The 25255-nt window shown below is 43.7% G+C and carries 23 protein-coding genes; 11 read left to right on the forward strand and 12 right to left on the reverse strand.

Going from position 1 to position 25255, the window contains the following annotated elements:
- On the reverse strand, positions 1-171 hold a 171-nt coding region (locus NH454_RS22350; RefSeq protein ID WP_290442563.1), incomplete at its 3' end, for a helix-turn-helix domain-containing protein.
- Between the two features lie 529 nt (positions 172-700).
- On the opposite strand from NH454_RS22350, the gene NH454_RS08980 reads away from it, so the two are divergent.
- From NH454_RS08980 to NH454_RS08990, 3 genes are read left to right on the forward strand one after another with little or no spacing between them, the layout of a single operon-like run.
- Complete coding sequence (locus NH454_RS08980; RefSeq protein ID WP_037071061.1) at positions 701-1645, forward strand: thioredoxin family protein; 945 nt, start codon at positions 701-703, stop codon at positions 1643-1645.
- A gap of 2 nt (positions 1646-1647) precedes the next feature.
- Positions 1648-3036, forward strand: coding sequence for a conjugal transfer protein TraH (locus tag NH454_RS08985; protein WP_028867971.1), 1389 nt, complete (start codon positions 1648-1650; stop codon positions 3034-3036).
- Between the two features lie 3 nt (positions 3037-3039).
- The gene (locus NH454_RS08990) at positions 3040-6609 is read left to right on the forward strand and encodes a conjugal transfer protein TraG N-terminal domain-containing protein (RefSeq protein WP_253038816.1); all 3570 of its coding nucleotides are present in this window, start codon (positions 3040-3042) and stop codon (positions 6607-6609) included.
- A gap of 32 nt (positions 6610-6641) precedes the next feature.
- On the opposite strand, the gene eexS is transcribed toward NH454_RS08990, so the two are convergent.
- Genes eexS through NH454_RS09025 form a run of 7 tightly spaced genes read right to left on the reverse strand, consistent with a single transcriptional unit; the run spans position 6642 to position 10314 of the window.
- Positions 6642-7073, reverse strand: a complete 432-nt coding sequence (gene eexS, locus NH454_RS08995) for an entry exclusion protein EexS (protein ID WP_253038817.1) — start codon at positions 7071-7073, stop codon at positions 6642-6644.
- Positions 7074-7127: 54 nt separating this feature from the next.
- Entirely contained in the window at positions 7128-7661 is a 534-nt protein-coding gene (locus NH454_RS09000; protein WP_000566755.1) for a FlhC family transcriptional regulator, read from the reverse strand.
- Entirely contained in the window at positions 7658-7957 is a 300-nt protein-coding gene (locus NH454_RS09005; RefSeq protein ID WP_000210563.1) for a flagellar transcriptional regulator FlhD, read from the reverse strand. The genes NH454_RS09000 and NH454_RS09005 overlap by 4 nt, the downstream gene beginning before the upstream one ends.
- On the reverse strand, positions 7954-8502 hold the full coding sequence (locus NH454_RS09010; protein WP_065274785.1) for a lytic transglycosylase domain-containing protein: 549 nt from the start codon (positions 8500-8502) through the stop codon (positions 7954-7956). Before NH454_RS09010 ends, NH454_RS09005 begins: the two co-directional genes overlap by 4 nt.
- The gene (locus tag NH454_RS09015; RefSeq protein WP_007105460.1) at positions 8489-9151 is read right to left on the reverse strand and encodes a DUF6475 domain-containing protein; all 663 of its coding nucleotides are present in this window, start codon (positions 9149-9151) and stop codon (positions 8489-8491) included. Before NH454_RS09015 ends, NH454_RS09010 begins: the two co-directional genes overlap by 14 nt.
- Entirely contained in the window at positions 9138-10007 is an 870-nt protein-coding gene (locus NH454_RS09020; protein WP_052921238.1) for a hypothetical protein, read from the reverse strand. The genes NH454_RS09015 and NH454_RS09020 overlap by 14 nt, the downstream gene beginning before the upstream one ends.
- Before the next feature lie 55 nt (positions 10008-10062).
- The gene (locus tag NH454_RS09025) at positions 10063-10314 is read right to left on the reverse strand and encodes a helix-turn-helix domain-containing protein (protein WP_000451746.1); all 252 of its coding nucleotides are present in this window, start codon (positions 10312-10314) and stop codon (positions 10063-10065) included.
- A 117-nt stretch (positions 10315-10431) separates the two neighbouring features.
- Here NH454_RS09025 and NH454_RS09030 point away from each other — a divergent pair, with 117 nt between their 5' ends.
- The 5 genes from NH454_RS09030 to NH454_RS09050 all read left to right on the forward strand — a co-directional run bounded on the left by NH454_RS09030 (position 10432) and on the right by NH454_RS09050 (position 16506).
- The gene (locus NH454_RS09030) at positions 10432-11079 is read left to right on the forward strand and encodes a LexA family transcriptional regulator (protein WP_000854920.1); all 648 of its coding nucleotides are present in this window, start codon (positions 10432-10434) and stop codon (positions 11077-11079) included.
- A 256-nt stretch (positions 11080-11335) separates the two neighbouring features.
- Positions 11336-12925, forward strand: a complete 1590-nt coding sequence (prfC, locus tag NH454_RS09035; RefSeq protein WP_135925889.1) for a peptide chain release factor 3 — start codon at positions 11336-11338, stop codon at positions 12923-12925.
- Positions 12926-12986: 61 nt separating this feature from the next.
- Positions 12987-14729, forward strand: coding sequence for an arginine--tRNA ligase (argS, locus tag NH454_RS09040; protein WP_199526274.1), 1743 nt, complete (start codon positions 12987-12989; stop codon positions 14727-14729).
- 364 nt (positions 14730-15093) lie between these two features.
- Positions 15094-15732 (forward strand): pyridoxamine 5'-phosphate oxidase, encoded by a 639-nt coding sequence (gene pdxH, locus NH454_RS09045; RefSeq protein ID WP_135925887.1) that lies wholly within the window; start codon positions 15094-15096, stop codon positions 15730-15732.
- Complete coding sequence (locus NH454_RS09050) at positions 15733-16506, forward strand: TatD family hydrolase (RefSeq protein ID WP_199526273.1); 774 nt, start codon at positions 15733-15735, stop codon at positions 16504-16506.
- Here NH454_RS09050 and NH454_RS09055 read toward each other — a convergent pair.
- On the reverse strand, positions 16473-17093 hold the full coding sequence (locus NH454_RS09055) for an AhpA/YtjB family protein (RefSeq protein WP_135925885.1): 621 nt from the start codon (positions 17091-17093) through the stop codon (positions 16473-16475). The two genes, NH454_RS09050 and NH454_RS09055, sit on opposite strands and share 34 nt — an antisense overlap.
- A 134-nt stretch (positions 17094-17227) precedes the next feature.
- Here NH454_RS09055 and serB point away from each other — a divergent pair, with 134 nt between their 5' ends.
- Complete coding sequence (gene serB / locus NH454_RS09060) at positions 17228-18247, forward strand: phosphoserine phosphatase SerB (RefSeq protein WP_138558609.1); 1020 nt, start codon at positions 17228-17230, stop codon at positions 18245-18247.
- Here the strand turns inward: serB and NH454_RS09065 are convergent.
- Positions 18230-20710 (reverse strand): PilZ domain-containing protein, encoded by a 2481-nt coding sequence (locus tag NH454_RS09065; protein WP_138558610.1) that lies wholly within the window; start codon positions 20708-20710, stop codon positions 18230-18232. The two genes, serB and NH454_RS09065, sit on opposite strands and share 18 nt — an antisense overlap.
- Before the next feature lie 354 nt (positions 20711-21064).
- Between NH454_RS09065 and radA the strand changes: the two genes are divergently transcribed.
- Complete coding sequence (radA, locus tag NH454_RS09070; protein ID WP_199526271.1) at positions 21065-22450, forward strand: DNA repair protein RadA; 1386 nt, start codon at positions 21065-21067, stop codon at positions 22448-22450.
- 50 nt (positions 22451-22500) lie between these two features.
- Entirely contained in the window at positions 22501-23433 is a 933-nt protein-coding gene (locus NH454_RS09075) for a hypothetical protein (protein WP_253038818.1), read from the forward strand.
- A gap of 19 nt (positions 23434-23452) precedes the next feature.
- Here NH454_RS09075 and NH454_RS09080 read toward each other — a convergent pair whose 3' ends face one another.
- Positions 23453-23839: a BON domain-containing protein gene (locus NH454_RS09080; protein WP_235383292.1), complete on the reverse strand. Its 387-nt coding sequence runs from the start codon at positions 23837-23839 to the stop codon at positions 23453-23455.
- A 148-nt stretch (positions 23840-23987) separates the two neighbouring features.
- The gene (gene srmB / locus NH454_RS09085; RefSeq protein ID WP_135925879.1) at positions 23988-25220 is read right to left on the reverse strand and encodes an ATP-dependent RNA helicase SrmB; all 1233 of its coding nucleotides are present in this window, start codon (positions 25218-25220) and stop codon (positions 23988-23990) included.
- Between the last annotated feature and the right edge of the window lie 35 nt (positions 25221-25255).

Genomic DNA, 25255 nt, shown 5'->3' on the forward strand with positions numbered 1-25255 from the left:
GGCGAAGTATTGATAGAGACTTGCCTGGCTGACTTTTGCAACACGAGAAATCTCCGCCATGCCAGCGCCATGAAAGCCTTTTTTAACAAAGCATTGCACAGCACCATCAAGAATAGCCTCGATTTTATCCTCTCGAGCTGCATAATTCACTGGACGACCTAAATTAGACATAAAAGTACCACTTACTTTAGTGAGTGGTCAATCATATAAATGACGGTGATTCTTGTCAACTGATATCGTTTGTCTTAGAAGCCAACTTTTCAAAGTATTACCAACCTTGTTATTTTTCTAAAACGTGAAAAGGCCTCACAAGTATCTCAATTGAACGAGCAACTGGAAAACTATATGGCCAAAGTATATTTGAATGAACCAATGCAATTGGTTGGATACTGATGATCTGACAGGTTAGCCCGATAAATTTTCACATTTTTATTGAAATCCTGAGCTCTTGAGGTTTTTCTTTTAAGCATCATGTTCACAGCGAAAACAAAGCGGACATTAGCAAGAACATTTTAGAACGGATGACATTTCCTCTTTTCGCTCAAAGCGGTCCAAGTATAAATTTGGCTCGTTAACGCTAGTTGTTGCTACTAGTCATAACAGCTAGTCAGAAACACACACAATTCCTTCATCTATCTGTCCAATCGCTCTAACGGGGATCTTTAGCATGTTAGCTCTATGAAATTTTCTGGAGCTGACAATGAGAACCCCTTTGTTACCTTGGTTTATCCTGTGGGTGACCATCCCAATCATTATTTTCTTTCTATTCATCTTGCCCGCCCATGCCAATGATGGTCCATTCTATCAGCGTGGTCAGGAAGGCTGGTTTTGGTATCAGGTCATTCCTGAACCAACGGAAGCTGAAGAGCTTATAATGCCGGAACTTGGTTCCGTTGAGTCCAGTCAGGACGAGCTAAAGCCCTTCAGTGCTGCTTGGTTTCGTGAGCACATGCAGTCGTTCATGGACAAGGCAATTGATGAGCCGACGAATGAGAACGTAAGAGCCTACCTGTATCTCCAGCGCGTCATGATGGATAAGGGCTCACAGTTTGCTGATGTTAGTCAGCAGGTGGTCATGGGCGATCCTGTCTTGGATGAAATCAGTCGCAGACCCTTGGCTACCTATGCTGCCAATCGGATGGATCGAGAGGCTGGCGCTCAACGAGATATTGCTTTAGGTGAAGTAGCAAAACGGGCTGGCTTGTTCTTCTTCTATCGTTCGGATTGCCCTTACTGCCATGCTCAAGCGCCTATCATCGAATCCATGGCTTTGAACTACGGTTTCGAGGTGTTTGCTATTGCTGTCGATGGCTTGCCTTTACCGGGTGGAGAGTTTCCAAACTACAAAGTCGATTCAGGACAAGCACGATCGTTGTCCGTTACGACTGTTCCAGCGGTCTTCTTAGTAGAGCCGCCTAATGTCATCACTCCGATTGGCCAGGGCGCAATGAGCCTTGATGAGCTCAATAATCGAATCATTCTTGCAGCCCATCAAGCCGGTTGGATTGACGATCAAACTTACTATGCCACCAGACCTGTTCAGCCCGGCGTTTCACTCGCGATGTCAGCCCAAGAGCTTAACGAAAAGATATTACAGGACCCTGAGTTCCTTGTTCGCTATCTGCGTGCACAAGGAGGGTTATAACGATGAAAAAAGTATTTCAAGTATCGCTAATCGCCTGTGCGATTGGTTTTTCGTCTATGACCCAAGCAAGTTTGCAACAGGAGATGAACCAGTTGTTTGGTTCAATGACCAACAGCACTGCGCCTGGTGTATTTGAAAGTCAGCGGCGTGGGGTTATATCTGGTGGAAGCGTTGTTGTCCGTAACAGGATCATGAACGAGAACCTCGTCTCTATGGTGCCACCGTCATTCCAAGCCGGTTGTGGCGGCATTGATATGTTCGCTGGAAGTTTGTCATTTGTTAATGCAGATCAGTTTGTTCAATTACTTCGCTCTGTAGCGGCAAATGCCAAGGGATACGCATTCCAATTGGCGCTCAGTGCTATGTGTGAGAAATGCTCCCAGCACATGGAGACACTGCAAAAGAAAATCCAGCAGTTGAACGAGTATTTTGGCAATTCCTGTCAAATGGCTCAGGGAGTCGTGAACGATACCCTAGCTGCTTTTGGTAAAAAGGGGCAAACAGAAGCCAGCATGTTGAGCTCACTTAAAGGGGCTGGAGACGTTTTTACCAGTTGGAGTGAGTCCAATGGTAAGAACCCATATGAGAACGCTTCGAGTGTCGCGGCATCTGATGTGAACAAAACGATTAAAGGCAACTTGGTCTGGCGAGCACTGAAACGTCATTCGGCATCAAGCTGGTTTGCATCGGGGGATGACCGTTTTCTTGAAGCGGTTATGTCAGTGACGGGTTCGATCATTGTTGGTGATTTGGCTAATGCCGCTGATGGCCAAGGTAAAGCCCCAAAACTGACCAGACTGAATGGCAATAAAGTGACTATTGAGCATCTAATTCATGGCGGTAACGTCGCTATGTACCTATGTGACACAGTGACACAAGACGGCTGTCTGAATCCGACAATCACTAACGTGACCCTAACCGGGTTATCAACCCAGGTAGAAAATTTACTTCTTGGTACAGGTTCTAGTAACGGCATTATTTTTAAGTTTGCTCGAAATACAGGAGCTGCTAGCACCACCGAAAAGGCTTTTATGACCTCGGCTCCTGCGAGCATTGGGGGCATGATTCGAACACTTTCTGCATTAAATGAAGGGGCTGCAAGGTCGTTTGCTTCAAGAGCTGCGCCATTTATTGCTGTTGAGATGGCCCGAGCATTGGTTGAAGACATGCTCAATGCTGCTAGAAGCACCTCTGGTGTGGAAGATCATGCCTATGCGAAGTTGTTAACTGAAGACCTTGAACGTGCACGTCGCCAAATCAATGAGGAATACGCCGCGTTACAGCGAAGATACGGTTCAGAGCAAGAATTGCTGGCGCATTTTAATCAGGTGATTCAGACCATTCGCAAACAGCGTTATTACACCGTTAAATCTACGGCGCTGGGGGAATAGATAATGTGGGAAATCTATTCCATCGGGGATTCGGCTTTTTTAGAGCAGGTCTTGAACGCTGTCGCGATGATCACTGGTACAGGCGACTTTACTTCAATGGTTCGTATTGGCTTGCTCATTGGGGTATTGATGGTCTCTGTTCAGGCATTGATGCAAGGTGGTCGTGGGATTAACTTTCAACACGTTTTAGTCTCATGGCTAGTCTTTGCAACCATGTTTGGACCCAGTACCCGAGTGAGCATTGAGGATGCGTACACGGGGCAAGTTCGAGTGGTTGATAATGTACCCATCGGTGTTGCTGCCGCAGGTAGTACGATTTCAACTGTTGGCTTTCAAATCACGCGATTGTTTGAAACGGCGTTCTCAACTCCCGCGATGACGGAATACGGCTTTGCATCCAGTTTACAGTCACTGATTAAAGTGAGAAAACAGGTGATGGATCGCTCTGGGTTGGGTGATGCAAATCGTGTCGGCGGCTCGGATATCGAGCAATCATGGTTTAACTACATTAAAGAGTGCACCTTGATTGGTATCGACATTGGCCAAAAGAACCTCGATCAGGTGCTGAGTGATCCTAACCCGATGACTGCGATTAGGTTTGATTCGCGCATTTATGGCACGCGCATCATGCTCAGTGGTAGCAGTAGCGATTTGGACTGCACCGATGCCTATAGCCAACTGAAACTCATGACAGAATCAACCTTCATTCCGAGGCTTAAACAGGTTCTGTCAGCCTCATTGGGGACTTCATCAGCCACTGACACTGATGACGTGATCCGAAATGCGCTGAATAACCTTGGTTTGGCTTCGGTTAACACCCAAGAGTACATGACCGCGTCAGTGCTTTTGCCTATTTATGAGCAAAGCGTGACGGGCAAGTATATGGATGATCAAGCTTTCACCGCAGCCGTTATGGTTAACCAAGCGATTGAGCAGCGCAATACACAATGGGCGGCGGAGCAGACCCTGTTCCAAAGTATCGTTCGTCCGATGATGACGTTTTTTGAGGGGTTCATTTACGCCATCACCCCTTTGATGGCCTTTGTGATTGCCCTTGGCCAAATCGGGATGCGAATGGCCGGGAAGTACTTGTTAATCCTGCTTTGGATTCAACTTTGGATGCCTGTCATGGCCATCATTAACCTGTATATTCATTTAACCGTTGCAGGGAAAATGTCGGCGCTTGATGCCTTTGCAGGTACAGAAGTGCCATCTTTTGCCGGGATGATGCAGATGGATTCAGTGCTGCAAACCTGGATAGCTACTGGCGGCATGTTGGCGTCGAGTGTTCCGGCAATTTCGCTCATGCTCGTGTATGGCTCAGCAATAACCGCAACCCACTTGGCTGGACGTCTTCAAAACGGCGATGCCATTGATGAAAAGCTGGCTAGTCCAGATGTCTCAAAAAATGCCCCGGTGATGCAATCACAGTCAATGTTCCAAAATTCAGCCCTCACTGGTTCTGCAATGACCGGTGCGTCAAACTTACTAAGCAGTTTCTCTGTCGGAAACGCAGTGGGTTCAATGGTCGGCTCTACAAAAGAATCCATGACTCAGGCAACTCAAGCCTTTAGTCGTCAGGTTGGCAATACCATGAGCCGAACCTTTGGTGAAAAGCTAAGTTACGACAACCTTTCTTCGGTTGGACGTCAAATCGGTTCTTCTAATTCCGCATCTAGCGCCGTTGTTAATCAGGTTACTGATGACCTACAAACTCGGTATGGTTTCGGAGACGATAAAAAAGATGCTGTACGTGGCTTGGTATCTGGCGTGTTATCGGGAGGCCTAAGGGTCGGCGGCGATGGAACTATTACTAATCCCGGTGAGAAAGAAGTTGCTGATAAGGGTTTTCTTGGAAGGCTTCTTGGTACGGGCGGCAATGATTCTCCACAGGGCAACTTGCCAGGAATGGATAAGCCAGATTCATCTCGTGTACCAAAACTATCAAGGGTACGAGCTGGGTTGGATTTAGGTGGTAACTTTAGTGGCCAAGTTGAGTCGTCAGAAGGCAGTTCTCGGTCTACGACCGCAAATACGCTCACTGGGGAGATGCAAAGCTTGGCATCGAGTGATTCACGACGTGCTGAGTTTCGCGATGCGATGGTTAAAGACCTTTCAGATTCAAGACGCTCTGGCGTTGAGATGTCGTTGTCTAATCAAGACTATCAGTCACTTCAGAGTTCAGCACAAGACGTTATCACGGCATCAAACCGCTTTAGTGAGCTTGATCAGGCCAGCTACAGTCTATCAGGACAAAGGAACACGGATGGTGCGACGTTAACTCGATTAGCAGCGGATAATCCTGAAGTCATGGATTATTTAGGTCGCTATATGAACCAGCATGTTGAAGCCGGTAACCGATTACGTGAAAACCTTCCAATGTATCAGCGCTTGTTACCTGATGATAATCAGGCGTATGTGGCCGCAGCTATGGAGTCTTTAACCTATAGCAATTCTTCAACGCCCGCTGAACGGGACAATGATTATCAAGCAGCAATGACTGTTATGGCCATGGCTACCGGAGCCGATTTACGATCAATTCAGCCGCGCTCAAATGAAGGCTTGTCATCAACTGCACCTACTTTTGGTGGTACTCAAAGCCAAGTTGAATCGGGTGTATTGGGCGGCTACGAGGATGCAGCAACAGTTCAAACTCAGTTCAACGCAGCTCAATCGGCTTACCAAACCAATCTGTCTGGTATAGATGGACAGTTGAATGCGCATCAGCAGCAAGCTCAGCAGGCCGTAGCTACTGACACAAGTACCTATCAATCTGGACTAAACAGTGAAGCTGGATCTCAGTGGCGATCACGCATTATGGCTGATGATAGCGGAGTTTCTGGTGCTGAAATGTTCTTCAACAGCGCCAGTGCAATTGGTGATTTCAGTGGCAAGCATACTGATGCAGCACTGCATACCTTGAATTACTTTGGCGAAGACTATGAGAGTTACAAAGAACAAGCGCTTGAAGATCCTGGCTCACGAGGTTTCTTGCACAACGCTACGGTGGCCAGCAAATCAACCTGGGATGGCTTAAAAGCCGCCGTTGATGCAGGAACCTCTTTGGAAAACCCATTGACGGCGTTTAATGATGCATACAGTGGATCGAGTTCGCAGTATGCTTCCGAAGTAAACTGGGGCACTAAGTCTGAAGCCATGTTGGCGGGGGCATTCGGTGCAGCAGTTAACAATCGATATGGTGAGTTCCTAGAGCAGTATGCTGATGATTTTAAAAAGGAAGCATACAGCGAAGGGCAGAGAATGGGATTGACCCCGATTCAAAGCCAAGTGTTCGCTCAAGCTTTCAATGAAGGTTTGGCGGGGCGCGTATTCAACTCTGAAGACTCATCGAGTTGGTCGCCTGAAATGCTAGGTCTAAGGGAGCAAATGCTAAATGAGTATCGTCAAAAGGATGAGAGTGGCGCTTACATCCCTGACAGTGTGTCTGAAGAAGATAAAGCATTTGTGGATAAGCAGATAGCGGTGATCTCAAATGCATCGCTTGCGGGAGATTATGCTCAGAACAACTTGATCGATATTAGGGCCTATAACCAAGCATCAGGAAGGAACTGAAAATAGAAGGTAGCCAGCTTGTGGTGGGCTGGCTATTTTTTTGGCTTTTTGGGATACCTTGGATAAAAGCCATCAAAAAACGAATGGAGCTTATACCAATACCATTTTTCTTCAATGCTTAAAGTTCTACCCGAATCTTTAACTTGGCTGCTCAAGAATCTAATTCCAGTACAAATAGCTAAGAAAAAGAGTCCCAATCCAACAATTGTCCAACTCGCTTGCCAATATGCGATTGCTACAAGCAGAGTGATGATGGCTATAAGTCCGATGGGATTACAGGTCGCTTTGAATCCCAAGTAGCTGAAAAAAACGACGGTGCAGAACAGAAATGGCAGAGCCGCTAACTTGGCAGATGCCGTTAATATTTCTGAGGGAAAAAAATGAGCCGCAGCCAAAGTCGCCAGAAAAAGCCCCAGTGATATAAACCAGCAGCGTGCTGGTAAAGATTTAAGTAATTTTATCATCTTAGTACTCTCAAAGTGCACGGGCGGTGCACAATCAAATCATGCATCAGCATTTTAGTTCTCAAAAAGTGCTCTAGTGGTTTGCTCGGCCATAATCTCGCACACAGGACATTTAAGCTGAATGCGCTGTTGAGATACCGTCAAATACAGACTGCCGCATCGACACCGGTGTAAGGATGCTAGCTGTGATCTTAAATCACGAGCTAGAACCCAACCTTCATTGATGGTCAGTTTTTTCCAGGGGATCTCAGCTGGAAGATCTGCTTCTTTTCTTGCAACCAAATACGCATCGTAAGCCTTCATCAAAGCATCGATATTTAATTGCTTGTAGACATTATCACCACCAATATTGACATAAAGCGCCATAAGCAGGGAGCCTTCAACTAATGCTCTTCTGCTTTTAACGATGGCATCAGATTCTGGCAATTGACCAGGACAAGGTGACTTGCCAGTCACTTCTTTGTGCAGCCTTCTGATAATGTGGATTGGCAAACCTGTATCGAGCGCGATAATGGTCGTTCGAAATCCGTATTTAATAAGCAGCGAGGCTCGGGTAAACAACTCACTTTTGGACAGGTTATCAATCATGCATCCCCCTTGTTGTTTAGGGTTGATAATAAATAAGCGATTCTTGGGATACCTGTGCCTTTGCTCTTCACCATCTCAATCAGTTGGCTTTGGTTACCCCTTGGTTGAAACAGCATGAATGATGAGGTCGCCACTCGTTGCAGGTCGTCAACACCGGCATTAATCAGTGCATCCACCACGTCGCGTGTAAGTCCAAAGCGCAAGACCGCCTCTTGCGGATCAATTCGCGCTAATTCACGTGCTGCGTGTAGGTACGCCAAATTTAATTGATAGAAGTCTTGTTGATTGGTTGTCATTGACGGACCTCCAGTTCATGTAAAATATTGCGATAGATAGAAAGCACTCTTTGCCCATACCAGCGTGCACGATCTTCGTTCCAACTGTGATAGCGGCCTATGCCAAGCTCTAAATCGTTTGGTGAAGACTTGATTGCTTCGGCCAAAATACTGGAGCCGACAGTAAGGTTGGTGATGGGGTCTAGCAGTTCGGCTGCTGAGCTCACTCGATGCCCATGCCAATGCAAATTGATTTGCATAAGGCCAATATCGAGCTGGTATTTTTCACTTTCTTGAAGTGCCTGGTTTAACAGTTGCTCCGCTTCTGTCTTAGATTTGGCGTAGGTTGCGTTTGAACCATTGCGAATTGCGTATGGCCATGGACTGGTCATGTTAAGACCTCGATGTGCGGCCGACTCAGCCAAGGCAACGGCGTAGAGCATGACTGGATCAATACCAACACTTTGTGCTGCTTTTTCCCACTGATAGCCCGGAAACGCATAGACTGAAGTGCTTGCGGACATGGCTATCACTAGGGCAATGGTTTTTGCTTTAATCGTTTTCATTTTTGTCCTCTAATTGATTTCCGAGAAGCGCCTGAATGGCTTTCGGGCTTATTCTTTTTAAAGGCACTGCGCTAAAGTCAGCGATGCCTCTCGTATAAACTTGTGCCGCTTTTGACCAGTCGCCCACGGCAACCGGCGCTTGCATATCAAATCCTTTTTGCTGGTTCTGATGGTCGGCAATACCCTGTAATAGCCTTGGGTATTCACCCACTTCGTCCCGCAGCAAGTAAGCCTGGTAGCGTGTTAAAAACTCTTTTTGCTTAAAGGGGTATTCCCTGTCATCAACCTTGCAGAGTTCAACCCATCCACCCATATCTGAAATCACGCGGTGGATAAGCGCATCGTCAAACATCACGGATGTCCAAGCGCCAACCTGACGAACAGCCTTGTCAACTTTGTTCCAAGCAACCATGGCTCTTGAACCCGAGTTGCCGTCGATATGCTTGATGACGTCAGCGGGCTTTGGAAAAAATTGCCCAGTATCCGGTGATTGAATATGCCGAGTCAGACCGATTCTCACTTCTTCAATGCTATAAGCACGAAGGGCTTCAAATGCGATGGATAGCAATTGCGGTGATACGCTTTTGCCATACATGGCCCAAGCTGCTCCCCAAACTTCAGCAAACTCGCGTTTATCAACCTCCTGCACTTGAACGAACCTCCCGAATACCTGGTCCGGCCCAGCTTTCAGCGATGCGACGATTGCTTTCTTCAATATTCAATTGGTGATTGCTGCCCTTTAGGCTCGTCGATGATTGCTGTACTTCATCAATGCGAACGTACTCGTCTTCCCATTGCCGGTTTAAAAGCCAGTTATGTGGCATAGGGGTCTTAGTCCGATCTTGATACTGTAATCGGTTGTCTCGTTGCTCTTTCCAGCGTGTTAGCACTTCCAAGGCGAGTTCATGGTCTTCATTGAGGCCCATGCGTAGCCATTCTTCTTTAGCTTTCGCTTTCTTTTCTTTGCGTATTTGTACATCCCAGAAGTCTTCAAACTGTATGTGGGCAACAGTTTTAACTGTTGATTTATTGCTTCTCTCAGAGTCATCCGACCGTTGAGAGTCCCTTACCGGGTTGCCATCAGGCATAAACAATGATGAAAATTCTTCTGGAAGCCGAGCTTGGAAAGCGGCAAGTGACTTCAAAAGCGATGCCATACCAACGAAGTCGGCAGGTACATCTTTAAGCAACCGAAAGGCAGCCTTACCTTGGTTTGGGTTTTCGATTGGATTGTGCTTCAGAAAGCTCCGAATCAAAGTCCAACCGGATTCCTCGCAACGAATCAGGAACTTATCTTGTTCTAACTCACTTAAAGCCTTAGCAACTTGTTGCTCATCCCAGTTCAAGTCAGAAGCAACGTAACCAATCGGCAATCGAAAGCAGCCAAGCAAATTACAGTGTGGGCATGTAAGCAAATACAGTCCTAGCAACTTCGCTGAGTCACTCCAGGACAAAACATTTTGCTTTAGCCAAAAGCGGGTATAGACCTTGCCATAATCACGCATGGAGGTACTCGCTTCTGTGTTTACGTAAAATGCTGACCATTACTTGCCCTTAATCCTACTGGTTACTGGCTTTCAGCTCGCTTGGGCATTCGGGATAGATGTCCGGTCTTAACTGGGATCGGGTTACCTGTCCTTGCGTAGCTTGTTCGATGGGTAAAACGAATTCAGCGGGAACACGCCCTGATTTATTCAACCAAAACCAGACGTTTTGCTGCTTTGAGTTGATGGCTCGTGCTAATGCTGATTGCCCGCCGACCAAGTCAATGGCACGGCGGAGATGTTTTTGTGTCGTGTTGAACACTTCCATACCGTCTCCTGTTACAATAAAAACTGTTACAAGATTGAATGTTACAGTTTAAACTGTAGATAAGTCAACAGTTAAAATTGTTGAAAGGCTACAGTTTTATTTGTAGAATACGGGCTTATGAAAACTTTATCCGAACGACTAAACCATGCCTTGCAGCTTACTGGGGTTACTCAGTCTGAGTTGGCTCGTCGCATTGGTATTAAACAGCAGTCGATCAGCCAGATTTGCTCTGGTAAATCGGCTAGGTCTCGTTACACCATGCAGATCGCGGAGGCGCTTCGCGTGAATGCTCATTGGCTCGCCACAGGTGATGGCGAGATTGGCTTGGGGGTCGGTAATGTAGAAGTCGGGCCTGATATTAAGGGAAGAATTCCTCTCATTAACTGGGTTCAGGCCGGTGATTGGACTGAAATAGCGGAGGGATTTGCCCATGAAGATGCTGAGGAGTGGCGTGAAGTCACTGGGAAAGCACATGAGGGTTGTTTCGCACTTCGCGTAAAAGGCGACAGTATGGAAAATCCAAGCGGAAAAAAATCCATACCTGAGGGAGCAGTGATCGTTGTTGATCCTGAGTTACCTTACTCTTCAGGTTCATTGGTTGTTGCGCGTTTGGATGATTCGAAAGAAGCAACCTTTAAGCAGTTGGTTATTGATGGTGAACAGAAGTATCTAAAACCTTTGAACCCGCAATACCCTGCAATACCGATCAACGGCAACTGCACCATCATTGGTGTAGTACGACAAGCTATCATCGATTTTTGGTAGCGAAGGAATTTGTGGTTTAGCCACAGTTGTTCATGAGCTGAAGAAGCAACGATTGCAAACAGCTACAACTGAGCATTGGCGCACGCTGAGAGTAAATGGTAACCGATTAGATAACCATTGATTGTTTATAAAGTCAAGATCAGCGAAAATAGCGGCCAATTACGATTAACACGACGGATTTGACAAGCGAAGAACTGAAAAGAGAGTACTTCCAAAAGTGTGTACAAATCCGTGTACAAACTAAAAGAATTTATACATGGCAAACCAAGATTTTCTCAATGAAATCAATAAGCGAAGGACCTTTGCTATCATCTCGCACCCGGATGCGGGTAAAACCACCATTACAGAAAAAGTTCTGTTATTCGGACAAGCGATTCAAAAAGCGGGTACCGTAAAAGGTCGTGGCTCAAACCAGCACGCAAAATCAGACTGGATGGAAATGGAAAAAGAACGTGGTATCTCGGTTACTACGTCAGTTATGCAATTTCCTTACAATGAGCGTCTGGTTAACTTACTTGATACTCCAGGACACGAAGACTTCTCTGAAGATACCTACCGTACATTGACAGCGGTTGACTCGTGTCTAATGGTAATCGACGCTGCGAAAGGTGTTGAGGATCGTACTCGTAAATTAATGGAAGTAACACGCTTACGTACTACACCTATCGTCACCTTTATGAATAAGTGTGACCGTGATATTCGTGACCCAATGGAGTTATTAGACGAAGTTGAAACCGAGCTTAATATCGCCTGTGCACCTATCACATGGCCGATTGGTTGCGGTAAAGAGTTTAAAGGTGTGTATCACATTCACCGTGAAGAAACGATTTTGTATAGCACAGGCCAAGGCCACACTATTCAAGAAGTTCGAACAATCAAAGGACTCGATAACCCAGAGCTTGACCAAGCTATTGGTAGTGAACTTGCAGAGCAGCTTCGTGAAGAGCTTGAGCTAGTTGTCGGTGCATCACACGAATTTGATTTAGATCTGTTTTTAGCGGGCGAACTATCACCTGTGTATTTTGGTACGGCATTAGGTAACTTTGGTGTTGACCATGTACTTGATGGCTTAACAGAGTGGGCGCCTGCACCACTACCACGCGAAACAGAAGACCGCCAAGTTGTTGCAACCGAAGAGAACTTCTCTGGCTTCGTATTTAAAATCCAAGCGAACATGGATCCTAAACACCGTGACCGTATTGCCTTTATGCGAATTGTATCAGGCAAATATAGCCAAGGTATGAAGATGAGCCACGTGCGTATTGGTAAACAAGTGAGTATCTCTGATGCGGTAACCTTTATGGCCGGTGACCGTGAGCGAGCGCAAGATGCTTACGCCGGTGACATCATAGGTTTACACAACCACGGCACGATTCAAATTGGTGACACCTTCACACAAGGTGAGAAAATGAAGTTTGGTGGTATTCCTAACTTCGCACCAGAATTATTCCGTCGTATTCGCTTAAAAGATCCACTTAAGCAAAAGCAATTATTAAAAGGCTTAGTTCAGCTATCTGAAGAAGGTGCTGTGCAAGTATTTAGACCACTTATTAACAACGACCTTATCGTTGGCGCGGTCGGTGTACTACAGTTTGATGTGGTTGTTGCGCGCTTGAAAGCAGAGTACAACGTTGACGCCATTTACGAAGGTGTCAGCGTAAACACTGCCCGTTGGGTAAGCTCTGACGATGTTAAAAAGTTTGAAGAATTTAAGCGTAAGTGCGAGAGCAATTTAGCATTAGATGGCGGCGATAATCTTACTTATATCGCACCAAGCCGTGTTAACTTGAACTTATCGATGGAACGCTATCCAGACATCAAGTTTAATCATACACGCGAAAACTAATACACTAAGCTTGCATCAAATTTAAGTGCCCGTACTGCGGGCCATAAAGGTAAAAATTACAATGAATATTCGTACTCTTTTAATCGAAAAAGCAATTGCAGCTATGGTTGCAGCTGGATTACCAGAAGACACAAATCCAGCGGTTACACAAAGTACACGCCCGCAGTTTGGTGATTACCAAATCAATGGCGCAATGGGCGCGGCTAAAAAATTAAAATCAAACCCGCGTGAACTAGCACAAAAAATTATCGATAACCTAGATCTTGCTGATATCGCAGAAAAAACAGAAATTGCAGGCCCTGGTTTTATCAACATTCACTTAAAGCCTGAGTTTTTATCAGCTAGCTTAAAAGCAGCAAACGAAGACGAAAAGCTGGCTGTTGCGCCACATGCAACAGCACAAAAAGTAGTTGTTGATTATTCATCACCTAACCTTGCTAAAGAAATGCACGTAGGTCACTTACGTTCAACTATCATTGGCGATGCGGTTGTTCGTGCCCTTGAGTTCCGTGGTGATGAAGTTGTTCGTCAAAACCACATGGGTGACTGGGGTACTCAGTTTGGTATGTTAATCGCGCACTTAGAAGATCAAATTAACCAAGGTGTTGATTTAGAATCTGTTGCACTTGCGGATTTAGAAACCTTCTATCGTGATGCGAAAAAACGCTTTGATGATGAAGAAGGCTTTGCCGATAAAGCGCGTAACTACGTGGTTAAATTGCAAAGCGGCGATGCACACTGTGAAAAACTTTGGAAGTTATTCATTGCCACTTCTGTAAAGCACTCTGAAGAAGTTTACAAACGCCTAAACGTAACGCTTACGCAAGATGACATCATGGCAGAAAGTGCTTACAACAGCGAACTTGCAAACATCATCGCGCTATTAAAAGACAAAAACATTGCTGTTGAATCTGATGGTGCACAAGTGGTGTTCTTAGATGAGCTTGCTAACAAAGACGGTGAGCCTTCAGTATTTATCGTACAGAAATCAGGTGGTGGCTTCTTATATGCAACAACCGACTTAGCTGCATGTGATTACCGCTCAAATAAACTCGGTGCTGATCGTATCTTAATCTTTGTAGATGCACGTCAAAGCTTACACTTCAATCAAGTTGAGCTAACAGCACGTAAAGCGGGTTTATTACGTGATGAAACAAGTTATGAATTCTGCCCATTCGGCACCATGATGGGTGAAGACGGCAAGCCATTCAAAACACGTACAGGCGGTACTGTTAAACTTGCAGACTTACTGGAAGAGTCAATCACTCGTGCAGCAGCTAAACTTGCTGAGCGTGAGTCAGATTTAAGCGACGAAGAGCGTAGCGAAATTGCCCGTAAAGTGGGTATTGGTGCAGTGAAATATGCGGATCTGTCTAAGCACCGTACTAGCGACTATATCTTCAACTGGGACACTATGCTGAGCTTTGAAGGTGCTACAGCCCCTTACTTACAATATGCATACACGCGTGTTCGCAGTATTTTCCGTAAATCAGGTATCGATGCTGCCTCATTAACAGCAGACGTTACAATCAACGAGCCACAAGAAAAAGCGCTGGCACTTAAACTTCTACAGTTAGAAGAAGTACTTGATCTAATGATCAGCGAAGCAACACCGCACGTATTATGTGGATACCTATACGAACTAGCAAGCCTATACATGACGTTCTACGAAGCATGCCCAGTTCTAAAAGAAGGCGTAGAGCCAAGCGTTCGTGACAGCCGTTTAGTACTGTGTAATTTGGTAGCGAAGACGCTGAAGTCAGGATTGGATCTTTTAGGTATCGAAGTAATGGAGCAAATGTAATCTGCTTCGTGTAGTTCGCTTTAGCTGCGTTAATGAGTTTATTTAGCCTAAGTCACATACAAAACACGTATGCTCCTTGGCATAAATAAACTCATTGCCTTGCTAGCACTCCTACACTTGCAGAAAGTTTAAGAACTCAAAGGGATAAGTCGGTTTTCCGCCTTGTCTTAGGCTAAACTACTTAGGTGAATTCTGCTTCGTGTAGTTCGCTTTGAAAGCACTCTTACACTTGCAGATGATGCGCTTTGTAGGTTGGGTAGAGCAAAGCGAAGCCCAACAAATTGACAGCTCAACAACCTTGATTAATCTTTAGCTGATAGCTGATAGCTGATAGCTGATAGCTGATAGCGATAGAGGGAATTTTATGAAACTTGAAGATATTCGCCGTGAATATTTACAGGATGGTTTATCTGAAGACATGCTTGATGCGTCTCCGATCAAGCAGTTTGAAAAATGGCTTGAGCAAGCTGTTGCCACTAATTTGCCTGATCCTACGGCGATGGTAGTCGCAACGGTTGATGAACATGGCCAGCCTTCGCAACGTATCGTGCTGTTAAAGCATCTTGATGAAAATGGCTTTGTGTTTTTTACCAATACCGGCTCGCGCAAGGCGCAGGAGCTTAAAGGTAATAACAAAATCTCTCTGCATTTCCCATGGCACCATATGGAGCGACAAGTCATTGTTTATGGTGAGGCTAAACCCTTACCAACAACTGCTGTTGCTAAGTACTTTTTATCGCGTCCTAAAGAAAGCCAATTAGCTGCATGGGCATCTCAGCAAAGTCGTCCTGTGTCATCACGTAAGGTGTTAATGGAAACATTTGCGAAAATGAAGCAAAAGTTTTCTGATGGTGAAATCCCATTGCCTGATTTTTGGGGTGGCTATTGTGTTGAGCCTACTAAAATTGAGTTTTGGCAAGGTGGTGCGCACCGCCTGCACGACCGCTTTATGTATCAACGCCAAGCCGACGGTAGTTGGCAGTTTGGTCGTTTAAATCCGTAAATGCGTTTTATCGATTCCCACTGCCATCTTGATTTTAGCGAATTTGATGAAACTCGCACAGAGCTCATCAAAGCATGCAAGCAAGTAGGAATTGAGCATTTTATTGTGCCAGGTGTGAGCTTGGCACAATCTACAGCACTTCTTTCTTTTGCCAAATCAGAGCCAAGTATTTCAGTTGCTTTAGGCTTACATCCTTATTTTTTATCTGACCACCAAGCTCATCACCTCGCAGAATTAGAGCAGTTAGCAAAAGCCAATTTAGGCCAGTTTATTGCCATCGGTGAGTGCGGTCTTGATCGCAGTATCGACAACCTCGATAAACAAGCGCAGCTTTTTGAAGGGCAGATAGAGCTTGCCAATCAACTTGCTTTGCCACTGATTGTGCATCACAGACAAAGCCATGATTTAATTGCCCGCTCATTTAAGCGCTGCAAACCCAAATATGGAGGGGTTATTCATGCTTTTTCAGGCTCAGAACAACAAGCCTCAAGTTATATAAAACAAGGTTTTAAGCTTGGAGTCGGTGGCGTGATAAGTTATCCACGCGCGGCGAAAACTCGTAAAGTCTTAAGCGCTATAGAGCCACAGCATTTAGTACTTGAAACCGACTCGCCGTCAATGCCACTTGCAGGCTTTCAAGGGCAGGTAAATACGCCGCTTAAGGTGCGTGATGTATTTGCACATTTATGTGAGCTTAAAGGCGTGATAGGTGATGCAAAGCAGCAGCTTGCTGCCGAACTTTACGATTCTTGCTCTGCGCTTTTTTTGATATAGCGATTAAATTGCCAGCGTTTTAGGCCACGGCCAAGTTGCCACGTAAAAATACAAGTAATTACGAGCATAAGTAATACTTGTCTGCCTAAGTCATGAAAGCTACTGTGGCTGGTGGCTATCGATGCTTGCGTAAGATACGTTATTGCCACAAACCCCAGTGGTCGCTCGTTATCACTAATAACGGGCTCAACAAATGGTGTTTTTAATTTACTAATGCCCGGCGTTGAATCCGGTAACAAACCAAAGGTATGGTGACTTTGCCAGTTATCACTGGCAGCTACTTGAATACCTTGTTGGTCGTAAATTATTGCAGCTAACACATACTCATCTGCAGCTATGTGGTTACATAGCGCTTTTAATTCTGGTTTGTTTTTTTCTAGTAGTGGAGTTTTAGCGTTTAGGGCCATAAACTTGGTTAAGCTTATCGCTGTGCTGTCAGCACTATCATAAAGTAACTGATGACTTTGAAAACTACTATTAACGGCAACCCAGCTCAGCAGCACAAAACAGGCTGCAGCTAGACTTAAACGCACCAAACGTTGGCGGTATGTAGCCGAAAATGGAGTTTTTAGTTGGTTATTTTTCATAGTCACCGTATACGCTGCTGACAGCTTTTCAATTTGATGGTACAACTAAACCAGTATAATAACCTTATTAGTTCATTGATTGCGAGTAGCTCATGCGCGCGCAAGGACAGACATAAGTCTAATGTGGAGCCACTATGTCACAGCTTAGCCTAGCTGCTACACCTTCAGCAAATTTAGCTGAACAAATCAGCCTAAATTGCTGGTATAAAATTGAAAACAAACACCTTATTACAACAGACTTTACGCCAAAAGCAAGTCAGGGCGTATTTAGCGTAGCATTCGGTAAAGTACTTGATGCTGAGCAAATACTGGCTATTAGTGAGTTTTTAGCGGCACAAGGGTTTAGCAACTTATCGCTATGTTGTTATCAGCCAATCGCAGACATGCCAGTGGCATGGAGCTTTCATAGCGATGCAACAACAACACTCAGCCCACTGGTATTAGTTGAGTTTGCCAAGCAAATTGGTATTCAACTGGTGCAGTTGACTAATCCACCAACGGTTGATGAGCCTGGTCTATTATTAATGGACATGGACTCTACCGCGATTACTATCGAGTGTATAGATGAAATAGCACGACTTGCTGATGTATATGATGAAGTGGCTGCTGTGACCGCCCAAGCAATGGCTGGGCAATTAGATTTTGCACAAAGCTTAAAACAGCGTGTTGCTAAGCTTGAAGGTATTGATGTTGATCTAATCGATGGCTTAAAAGCACGTTTACCACTTATGCCGGGTGTTAGTGAATTATGCCAATACTTAAAACAACATAATTGGCATTTAGCCATTGCATCAGGTGGTTTTGTACCATTTGCTGAGCATGTGCAAACACTAATAGGTTTAGATGAAGTGCACGCTAATACCCTTGAGTTCAAAGATAATCGTTTAACAGGTAAAGTGATTGGCACTATTGTTGATGCTGAAGAAAAAGCCCGTGTACTTAAACGAATCGAAGCAAAGCTTGCCTTAAATAATCGTCAAACTGTTGCCATGGGTGATGGAGCTAACGATTTAAAAATGATGGCTGCGGCAGGGCTTGGTGTGGCTGTTCACGGTAAACCTAAAGTGGTTGAGCAAGCACAAACGGCTATTAACGAAGGTTCGTTGCTGCAAGTTGCTTACTTGTTAGGCCTACCGTTAGATTACTCGCTTTAACCAGATAGCTTTGCGTTTACTCATTTCGTCGATCAGCCTTTGGTCAATATCAAAATGGGTAAGCGCTTCTTCGGTTATATCAATTAAATCTCCCACACCAGCAACAGCCCATAATGCTTCCTCTAAATCTTTTGCTTTGTGTAAAGCATATTGGCTGATGTACTTAAGCTCATTTGATAAGTAATCAATATCAGGCCGGCCTGTACGTGATACATATAAACGAAATACAAACACTAAGTCGTTTTTCAGTGCTTTTTTTACAAATAGTGTTTGTGATGTGTAATCCTCATCGCTAATGCAGCGGCTGGTAATTGAGTCAGCAATTGTGCCTAAACGTGGGTTAAAACAAACAAAAAGTGTAAATGGCAAAGGAGCATCTTGACGACTGCGATCTTTGATAAGTGGGGTGATCACTTCGGTTATTTGGTCTGTCGACAACAAGCCATCAATGCTGGTGCTTTCATTAAGTAGTGCAAAATTTTGTAAAAGCACATGTAATGGACTTGGGTATAAGCCTTGCCCAATAGCACCTATTTTAAAATGCGCTGATTCTTTATGGAGATAAAGCGGAAATTGGCAAACACTTTTTGTTACCATGTTTCTAAGTGCAGTAGAGAGCCCAGGAATCTTAGGGGTTTCTTCACACACTTTTAGCTTATCTTTATTATTATCAATCAACACCGTGAAAAAGGTTATTGCCATATGAGGCAAATCGGTTACTCGATGTACTTTTAAATTCACAGTTGTAAGCGACTTACTTATTGCCATAACTTCATAGCTAAGATCACTTAGGTCGTGTTTTTTGGTGATTTTCTGTAGTTCAGGCAAGCTTAACTTAATGATATCGCCCTTTTTAAAGTCTACAGGTTTCTCACATTCAATTTGTAACCCCATAACTGAAAGATCGCGTGTGTAGCCCTGCACAAGTTGCTCTTTATGCTTAACCGTGACAGATGTTTTATACAAGAATCGCTTATGCGCTCTTAAATTCACATACTCTAAGGCAACAGGCTCTAGATGAGGCGGTGTCTTGTGTTTACTGTGGCCAAATTGTTTTAATTGATTAACCGCAGTTTTATCAAATACACGTTGTTGGTATTTTTTCTGCTCATACTCACTACCCACTGAAGTCAAAATCAACAAGTATTTAACGTCTTTTAGCATGCCTTGCACACGCGGGGTCGGTGGCTTATTGAGCTTTTCGATGTTTTTACCTGCGCTACTTGGTAACGTCAATGGAATGTATGAATCTTCTGGATGGCTTGGCATTAGCTGAAGTTTAAAACACTGCCAGCTATCTTTTTGACTACCAAACCCTAAAAACAAATCTTTTAAATGAGGCTGATTATTTAACTCAGAGCGAGTTGCTGAATAGTAATATATTCTGCCAGATACTGTATGAGTAAAAGTGTAAATATAGTCTTCTTTTACGGCATCAGGGCTACTGAGTAAGTGAGCAATGCGCTGCTGATTAACAATACTGTATAAACATGACACTTTTCGCTCATCACAAAAGTAACGCTGAATAAATATATTGTTTTCTGTTGTTAAGGCGAGACTTGGGTAAAGCTTGTCACCCTGCAAACTTAAAAACGTATAGAGCGAAGTCACTCGAGGAATATAGTATTGCTCATATCCTTTAGAGACAACAGCATCTAAAGTATTGTCTAAATTAACTTTATAGCGTCGTTTATTGCCGTGGATAAAGCTATTTAAAAAGTCGTCAAACTGCTTGTTATTTTCTATAAAGGTACGTTTTAAGCGCACATGATTATATTCACGCGATACCTTTTCGACGGCAATGACTTCATATTGAATACCATTTTTCAGACCTAGCTCAAAGTCTTGCTCGAGACCAACCAAGCGTAAGCCAATTAATTGGCCTTTTTTTAATTTATATCGGGGGGCAAGTTTGATTTTTGCACCGCTTAACGAGATATCAGAAGTTGATGCTGAGACTTTCGTTTCTTTATCAATTTCAACCGAGATCTTTATGGAGTAATTCATGCGCTCTTCAGAGCGGCTTTCATAAGAAGCAAATTTGATAACTTTTGCGGTTAACTGATTACTACTGTCATCACTAATGAGGTCTTGCTCGGCGGCTTTTTTTTGCATCACTCGGTGATTGTTTTCGGTATTCATCACCGCTTCATAGACTGCAAGGGTATAGCCACCGTGGCGTTTAATCGCATCTTCAAACACTTCAATGGCGGTGTCATCCATAAAGTGCTGTTTGCCTTCATACTCGTAAGGTTTTACTTGTCCAGTGACTTGACCACGCAAATCGATAAAGCGTGCTACAGGCTGAGATAAACGCGACATCTCCATTTTGATCAAAAACTGCTCTGGCTTAGTTAAGCTGGCTGTTTTTGCTTTAAAAAGCTTGTCGAATTGAGGTGTGCCTAAATTCGCCTTTAGTTCTTCAACTAGACTTTCGTATTTAAGCAAGATATCTTCAGGCATTTATAAAACCATCACTGTCTATCAAATAACGTAGTATTACTCGGCGGTGTTTTGCAGCTCACTATGCGAGTAGTAATTACTTTGTTGTTTTATTAGTTATTGTTATAAGTACTAGCCAATAAAATGGCAAGTTCTCTGGTATTTATTATTAAGCAAAAACTGTGCCCTTAACTTGTTCTTTAGTCAACAGTTAACATATAAGAAGGTCGATAGGGAGCAAGTTACCATGTATTATCTTCGATGTTTTTAAATCTACTATACATCAATTACCTTAGTAGTCAGTTTTACTTTGTCTACTAGATGCTTGAAAATAGTGGTTCAGTAAATACCAGCTATCCAAACAGGTAAGGCCGAATGGCAAAATCAGCAAAAATCGAATTTGTCTGCACTGAGTGCGGCATGAATTATCAGCGCTGGCAAGGGCAGTGTAAATGTGGTGCATGGAATACCCTTGCAGAGTTTAAACCGTCAGCAGGGCAGTCAAAGCAAGCTGCAAGTCGAGCTGCAATTGCAGGCTATGCCGGTAATGTGGGCGGCGGTTCAAAAAAAATAAATGAAGTTGCAACCACTGAAGCTGAAAAGCGCCTCACAGAAATTGGTGAATTAGACAGGGTATTAAGTGGCGGCGTGACCACAGGCTCAGTGAATATTATTTCTGGGGATCCAGGGGCAGGTAAAACCACCTTGTTGTCAGATTTAGTTGCACGTATGTCAAAAGTAATGCCGTCTTTATACTGTACAGCAGAAGAGTCGTTATCACAGTTTAAAAATCGGGTTAACCGCTTACGCCTAGATTACAACGAAGATGAGCTGTACTTACTATCTGAAACCAGCGTTGAAGCAATCATTGAAGAACTTGATAAACATAAAATAAAGTTTGCTGTTATCGACTCAATTCAGGCTGTTGTAACAGAAACGGCAAATGGTACTCCAGGGTCACCTTCACAAGTGAAAAGTGCGGCTCAGGCGCTCACGCAATATTGTAAGCAAAATGATGTGACCATGTTTATTATCGCTCACGTAAACAAAAATAACGAAATTGCTGGGCCACAAACCTTAGTACACATTGTTGATGCGTTATTACACATTGACACCAATGATGGGCAAGTAAGGACATTACGTGCCAATAAAAACCGTTTTGGCGATATCGACACTGTGGGCATTTTTAGAATGTGTGAGCGAGGTATGCTGAGCGTTGATAACCCGAGCGAAATCTTCCTATCAGGCTCAACGACTGAGTCGCCGGGCTCTGCGATTACTTGTATTCGTAAAGGCAATCGTAACTTACTACTCGAAATTCAATGTCTAACCACAGAAACCGAAGCTGAATTCCCTCAACGAGTGTGTGTTGGTTTAAACATGAATCGTATCAAGATGCTTACTGGGATTTTACGAAAACACACTAAAACTAAAATCTTCCATGATACGTTTTTTAATATAGTTGGTGGTTTAAAAATTGATGAGTCAGAAACCTGCATTGATTTAGCGTTAGTTACAGCACTTTTAAGTAGTTTGAATGAGTTTGTGGTGCCACGGACTACTTGTATTATGGGCGAGTTGAGTTTAAATGGTGATGTAAGACCAATAGACAGTGGCGTACCTCGAGTTAAAGAAGCGGCGCAACATGGCTTTACTGAAATCTTTATTCCGTATCGTAATTACCATAAATCAATGGAAGGCTTAGGCGCAAAAATTACCCCAGTGAAAACTGTGCATGAATTACTGTCGTTAATTAACTAAACACAATTTGATACACTGATAAAAAATTTACACCAATTAAAGGAAATAAAATGAAAAAGTTAATTATTGCGGCGGTTGTTGCTGCGGCAGTCGGTGGCGTAGCTTACGCAAACTATGCTGTGACACAGGAAGTGAAAACAGTGGTTGATCAGCAGCTGAGTGCTTTATCAGCACAAAGTGGTGTAGATATTACTTATAGCGATATTTCAGCGAGTGTTTTTGATAGCAGCATGGAGCTTTCGGGTATCAAAGTACAAAGCCTTGATAGCAATGAAGCTATTGCAACTATAGATACGATTGAAGTATCAGGTTATGAGCAAGACAGTATTCCACCTCATACTGGGTTTGTGATGACAAACTTTCGATTCAGTGATGATTTCCTTGCTCAGTTACCGCAAAACGCCAACAACAAATTAGCGTCTACAAGCTATAACGTTAAGTCTTCGCTAGATTACAATAAAGACTCTGGTGATAGTGCGTTTGCAGTTAACGTGACTGCAAATGAAGTGGCCGATGTTCACTTTAATTTAGGATTGGCGAAATCAACTCCTTTAATGGAAGCGTCATTGGCTATCAGCAAGATGCAAAACTCAACACAAAATGGCCAGCTCACATTAGAGCAGCAACTGCAACAGCAATCAAAAATGATGGCGGCCATGAGCCAGTTAGAGCCACGAAGTATTTCACTGTCAGTTGCTGATGAAGGTGAGTTAAAAGCGGTTGTAGAGAGCTTCTTGCAAGCGCAAGGTATGACTCATGAGCAGTTCCAGCAGGTTGTTGCTATGCAGTTACAACAAGCGCCGGTTAGCACTGACTTAGAGACTGCTATTACTAATTTTGCTCAAGGCTTATCATCATTATCGGTTTCGGCAAACTTGCCAGAAGGTCAGTCTATGATGCAAATCAATCAGCAAATTATGGCGCTAATGGGACAACCTGAAGAACTTGCCAAATTTATTAACCTTCAAGCAAGCGGTAAATAAGGCTAAGGTGCAGACAACCTTAAAGTGTTGCTCCGTCTTGTGAGCTTACTTTAAGGTTGTTTTTAACTTTTCGGATGCCTCGGTTATGCTCCAAAAACTTTTGTGCTAAAGCACGTTGAAATCCTGTCTTGGTAGAGCCGATAAGCTCAACCGTATCACCCTCTACAATCACCTGTAGATTAGAAATAGTAAAGTTAGGGTTGCTGGTTAGTTTCTGCAAAGCATATTGTTGCAATCTAGGTTGTGCTGATGTGCTTGATGTTAAAACACTGGTATTTGCACTCACCTTTGTCGCACAAGCTAGTAAAAATAAACAACTTAATGAGATCAGTACTACGGTTAATTTAAAGCGGTTCATACGATTCCCTCGCGAAGACTCTGTTGCAGAACCCGTTACAATTATCATTCCAATCTTAAGTTTCTGATTATAAAGTGATTTTATGCTTGATAGGTTAAAAGGTATGAACTAATTACACGGTAATTAGTAAAAAAGTACATGCAGCAGAGAGCAAAATGCCGAGACGAGCTCGGCATTTTCAAGTAAAGATATTAAGCTATTTTTTCTTTTTTACTTTTGCTTTGGCTTTTTTCTTAGCCTTGATCTTTGCAGGATCTTTTTTCTTTTTAGATGGGATCTTTGCTTCTTTGTGTTGAGGCTCAATACCTTTAATTACGCGACGTTTAAGCTTTTGCTCAATGTAGCGTTCAACCTTGCCCAGAATAGCCACATCGTGAGCTTCAATAAATGAAATCGCAATCCCTTTTTTGCCAGCACGGCCAGTACGGCCAATGCGGTGTACATAGATATCTGCAGTACGCGGCATATCAAAGTTAATAACATGACTAATATCGGCGACATCAATGCCACGTGCAGCAACATCGGTTGCCACTAAGATATTATTGCGACCAGAGTGAAAGTTCTCCATCGCTTTCATGCGTTTGTCTTGTGGCATTTCACCACGTAGCCATGCAACGCGTAACCCTTCGTTGTTAAGCTCACCAATCAAGGTTTCTAAGCGTTCACGGGTTTTAACAAACACGATTGCTTTATGTATGTCTTCACCGTTTAGGATCTCAACCAACATTTTTAGTTTATGGTTATAGTCATCAGCTAGATGAACCCACTGATGAATTTTAGCTTTCTCTTTTCGGGTTGACTCTGCTTCAAGTAGTGCAGGGTCATTTAAAATTCGTTCTGCAAATAACTCAACGCTGTCGCCTTCAAGTGTTGCTGAGAATAAGAAACATTGGCGACGATTACGTGCTTCGTCACAAATTCGCAGCATTTCTTTACGAAAACCCATGTCTAGCATGCGATCAGCTTCATCAAGAATAAGCAGTTCAACATTCTCAGCATGGAAATTCTCAGTTTCGAGGTATTCCATTAAGCGCCCTGGCGTGGCAATTAAAATGTCGTTATTACTCTCGAAAATTTCTTTATGTGTCCCGTAGTTAATACCGCCGGTTACTACACCAATTTTGAGGTGTGTTTGCGCAGCAAGTAATTCACATTGTTCATGAATTTGATAAGCCAATTCACGAGTCGGTGTCATGATCAGCACGCGAGCAAAGCCAGGATCGCGACGAGGGAAATCAAGCAAGTATTGAATTGCAGGGATCAAAAAAGCGGCTGTTTTACCTGTACCAGTTGGCGCAGATGCTAAAATATCGCGGCCTCTTAGCGCTTCAGGGATCGCTTGTTGTTGAATACTGGTTGGTGTATCAAAACCCATTTTATTAATGGCATTTAACAGCTTGTTATCGATATCAAATTCAGAAAATTGCATAGAGTGACGTAAATAGAGGACAATTAGGCCTAATT

The sequence above is a fragment of the Pseudoalteromonas sp. Ps84H-4 genome, assembly GCF_024124645.1.
Lineage (GTDB): Bacteria > Pseudomonadota > Gammaproteobacteria > Enterobacterales > Alteromonadaceae > Pseudoalteromonas > Pseudoalteromonas lipolytica_C.

Coding starts and splice junctions, on each gene's coding strand:
- radA (WP_199526271.1), top strand. CDS start 21,065: ATGGCAAAATCAGCAAAAATCGAATTTGTCTGCACTGAGTGCGGCATG.
- argS (WP_199526274.1), top strand. CDS start 12,987: ATGAATATTCGTACTCTTTTAATCGAAAAAGCAATTGCAGCTATGGTT.
- NH454_RS09000 (WP_000566755.1), bottom strand. CDS start 7,661: ATGATTGATAACCTGTCCAAAAGTGAGTTGTTTACCCGAGCCTCGCTG.
- NH454_RS08980 (WP_037071061.1), top strand. CDS start 701: ATGAGAACCCCTTTGTTACCTTGGTTTATCCTGTGGGTGACCATCCCA.
- srmB (WP_135925879.1), bottom strand. CDS start 25,220: ATGCAATTTTCTGAATTTGATATCGATAACAAGCTGTTAAATGCCATT.
- eexS (WP_253038817.1), bottom strand. CDS start 7,073: ATGATAAAATTACTTAAATCTTTACCAGCACGCTGCTGGTTTATATCA.
- NH454_RS09050 (WP_199526273.1), top strand. CDS start 15,733: ATGCGTTTTATCGATTCCCACTGCCATCTTGATTTTAGCGAATTTGAT.
- serB (WP_138558609.1), top strand. CDS start 17,228: ATGTCACAGCTTAGCCTAGCTGCTACACCTTCAGCAAATTTAGCTGAA.
- prfC (WP_135925889.1), top strand. CDS start 11,336: ATGGCAAACCAAGATTTTCTCAATGAAATCAATAAGCGAAGGACCTTT.
- NH454_RS08990 (WP_253038816.1), top strand. CDS start 3,040: ATGTGGGAAATCTATTCCATCGGGGATTCGGCTTTTTTAGAGCAGGTC.
- NH454_RS08985 (WP_028867971.1), top strand. CDS start 1,648: ATGAAAAAAGTATTTCAAGTATCGCTAATCGCCTGTGCGATTGGTTTT.
- NH454_RS09065 (WP_138558610.1), bottom strand. CDS start 20,710: ATGCCTGAAGATATCTTGCTTAAATACGAAAGTCTAGTTGAAGAACTA.
- NH454_RS09005 (WP_000210563.1), bottom strand. CDS start 7,957: ATGACAACCAATCAACAAGACTTCTATCAATTAAATTTGGCGTACCTA.
- NH454_RS09010 (WP_065274785.1), bottom strand. CDS start 8,502: ATGAAAACGATTAAAGCAAAAACCATTGCCCTAGTGATAGCCATGTCC.
- NH454_RS09055 (WP_135925885.1), bottom strand. CDS start 17,093: ATGAAAAATAACCAACTAAAAACTCCATTTTCGGCTACATACCGCCAA.
- NH454_RS09025 (WP_000451746.1), bottom strand. CDS start 10,314: ATGGAAGTGTTCAACACGACACAAAAACATCTCCGCCGTGCCATTGAC.
- pdxH (WP_135925887.1), top strand. CDS start 15,094: ATGAAACTTGAAGATATTCGCCGTGAATATTTACAGGATGGTTTATCT.
- NH454_RS09075 (WP_253038818.1), top strand. CDS start 22,501: ATGAAAAAGTTAATTATTGCGGCGGTTGTTGCTGCGGCAGTCGGTGGC.
- NH454_RS09020 (WP_052921238.1), bottom strand. CDS start 10,007: ATGCGTGATTATGGCAAGGTCTATACCCGCTTTTGGCTAAAGCAAAAT.
- NH454_RS09030 (WP_000854920.1), top strand. CDS start 10,432: ATGAAAACTTTATCCGAACGACTAAACCATGCCTTGCAGCTTACTGGG.
- NH454_RS09080 (WP_235383292.1), bottom strand. CDS start 23,839: ATGATAATTGTAACGGGTTCTGCAACAGAGTCTTCGCGAGGGAATCGT.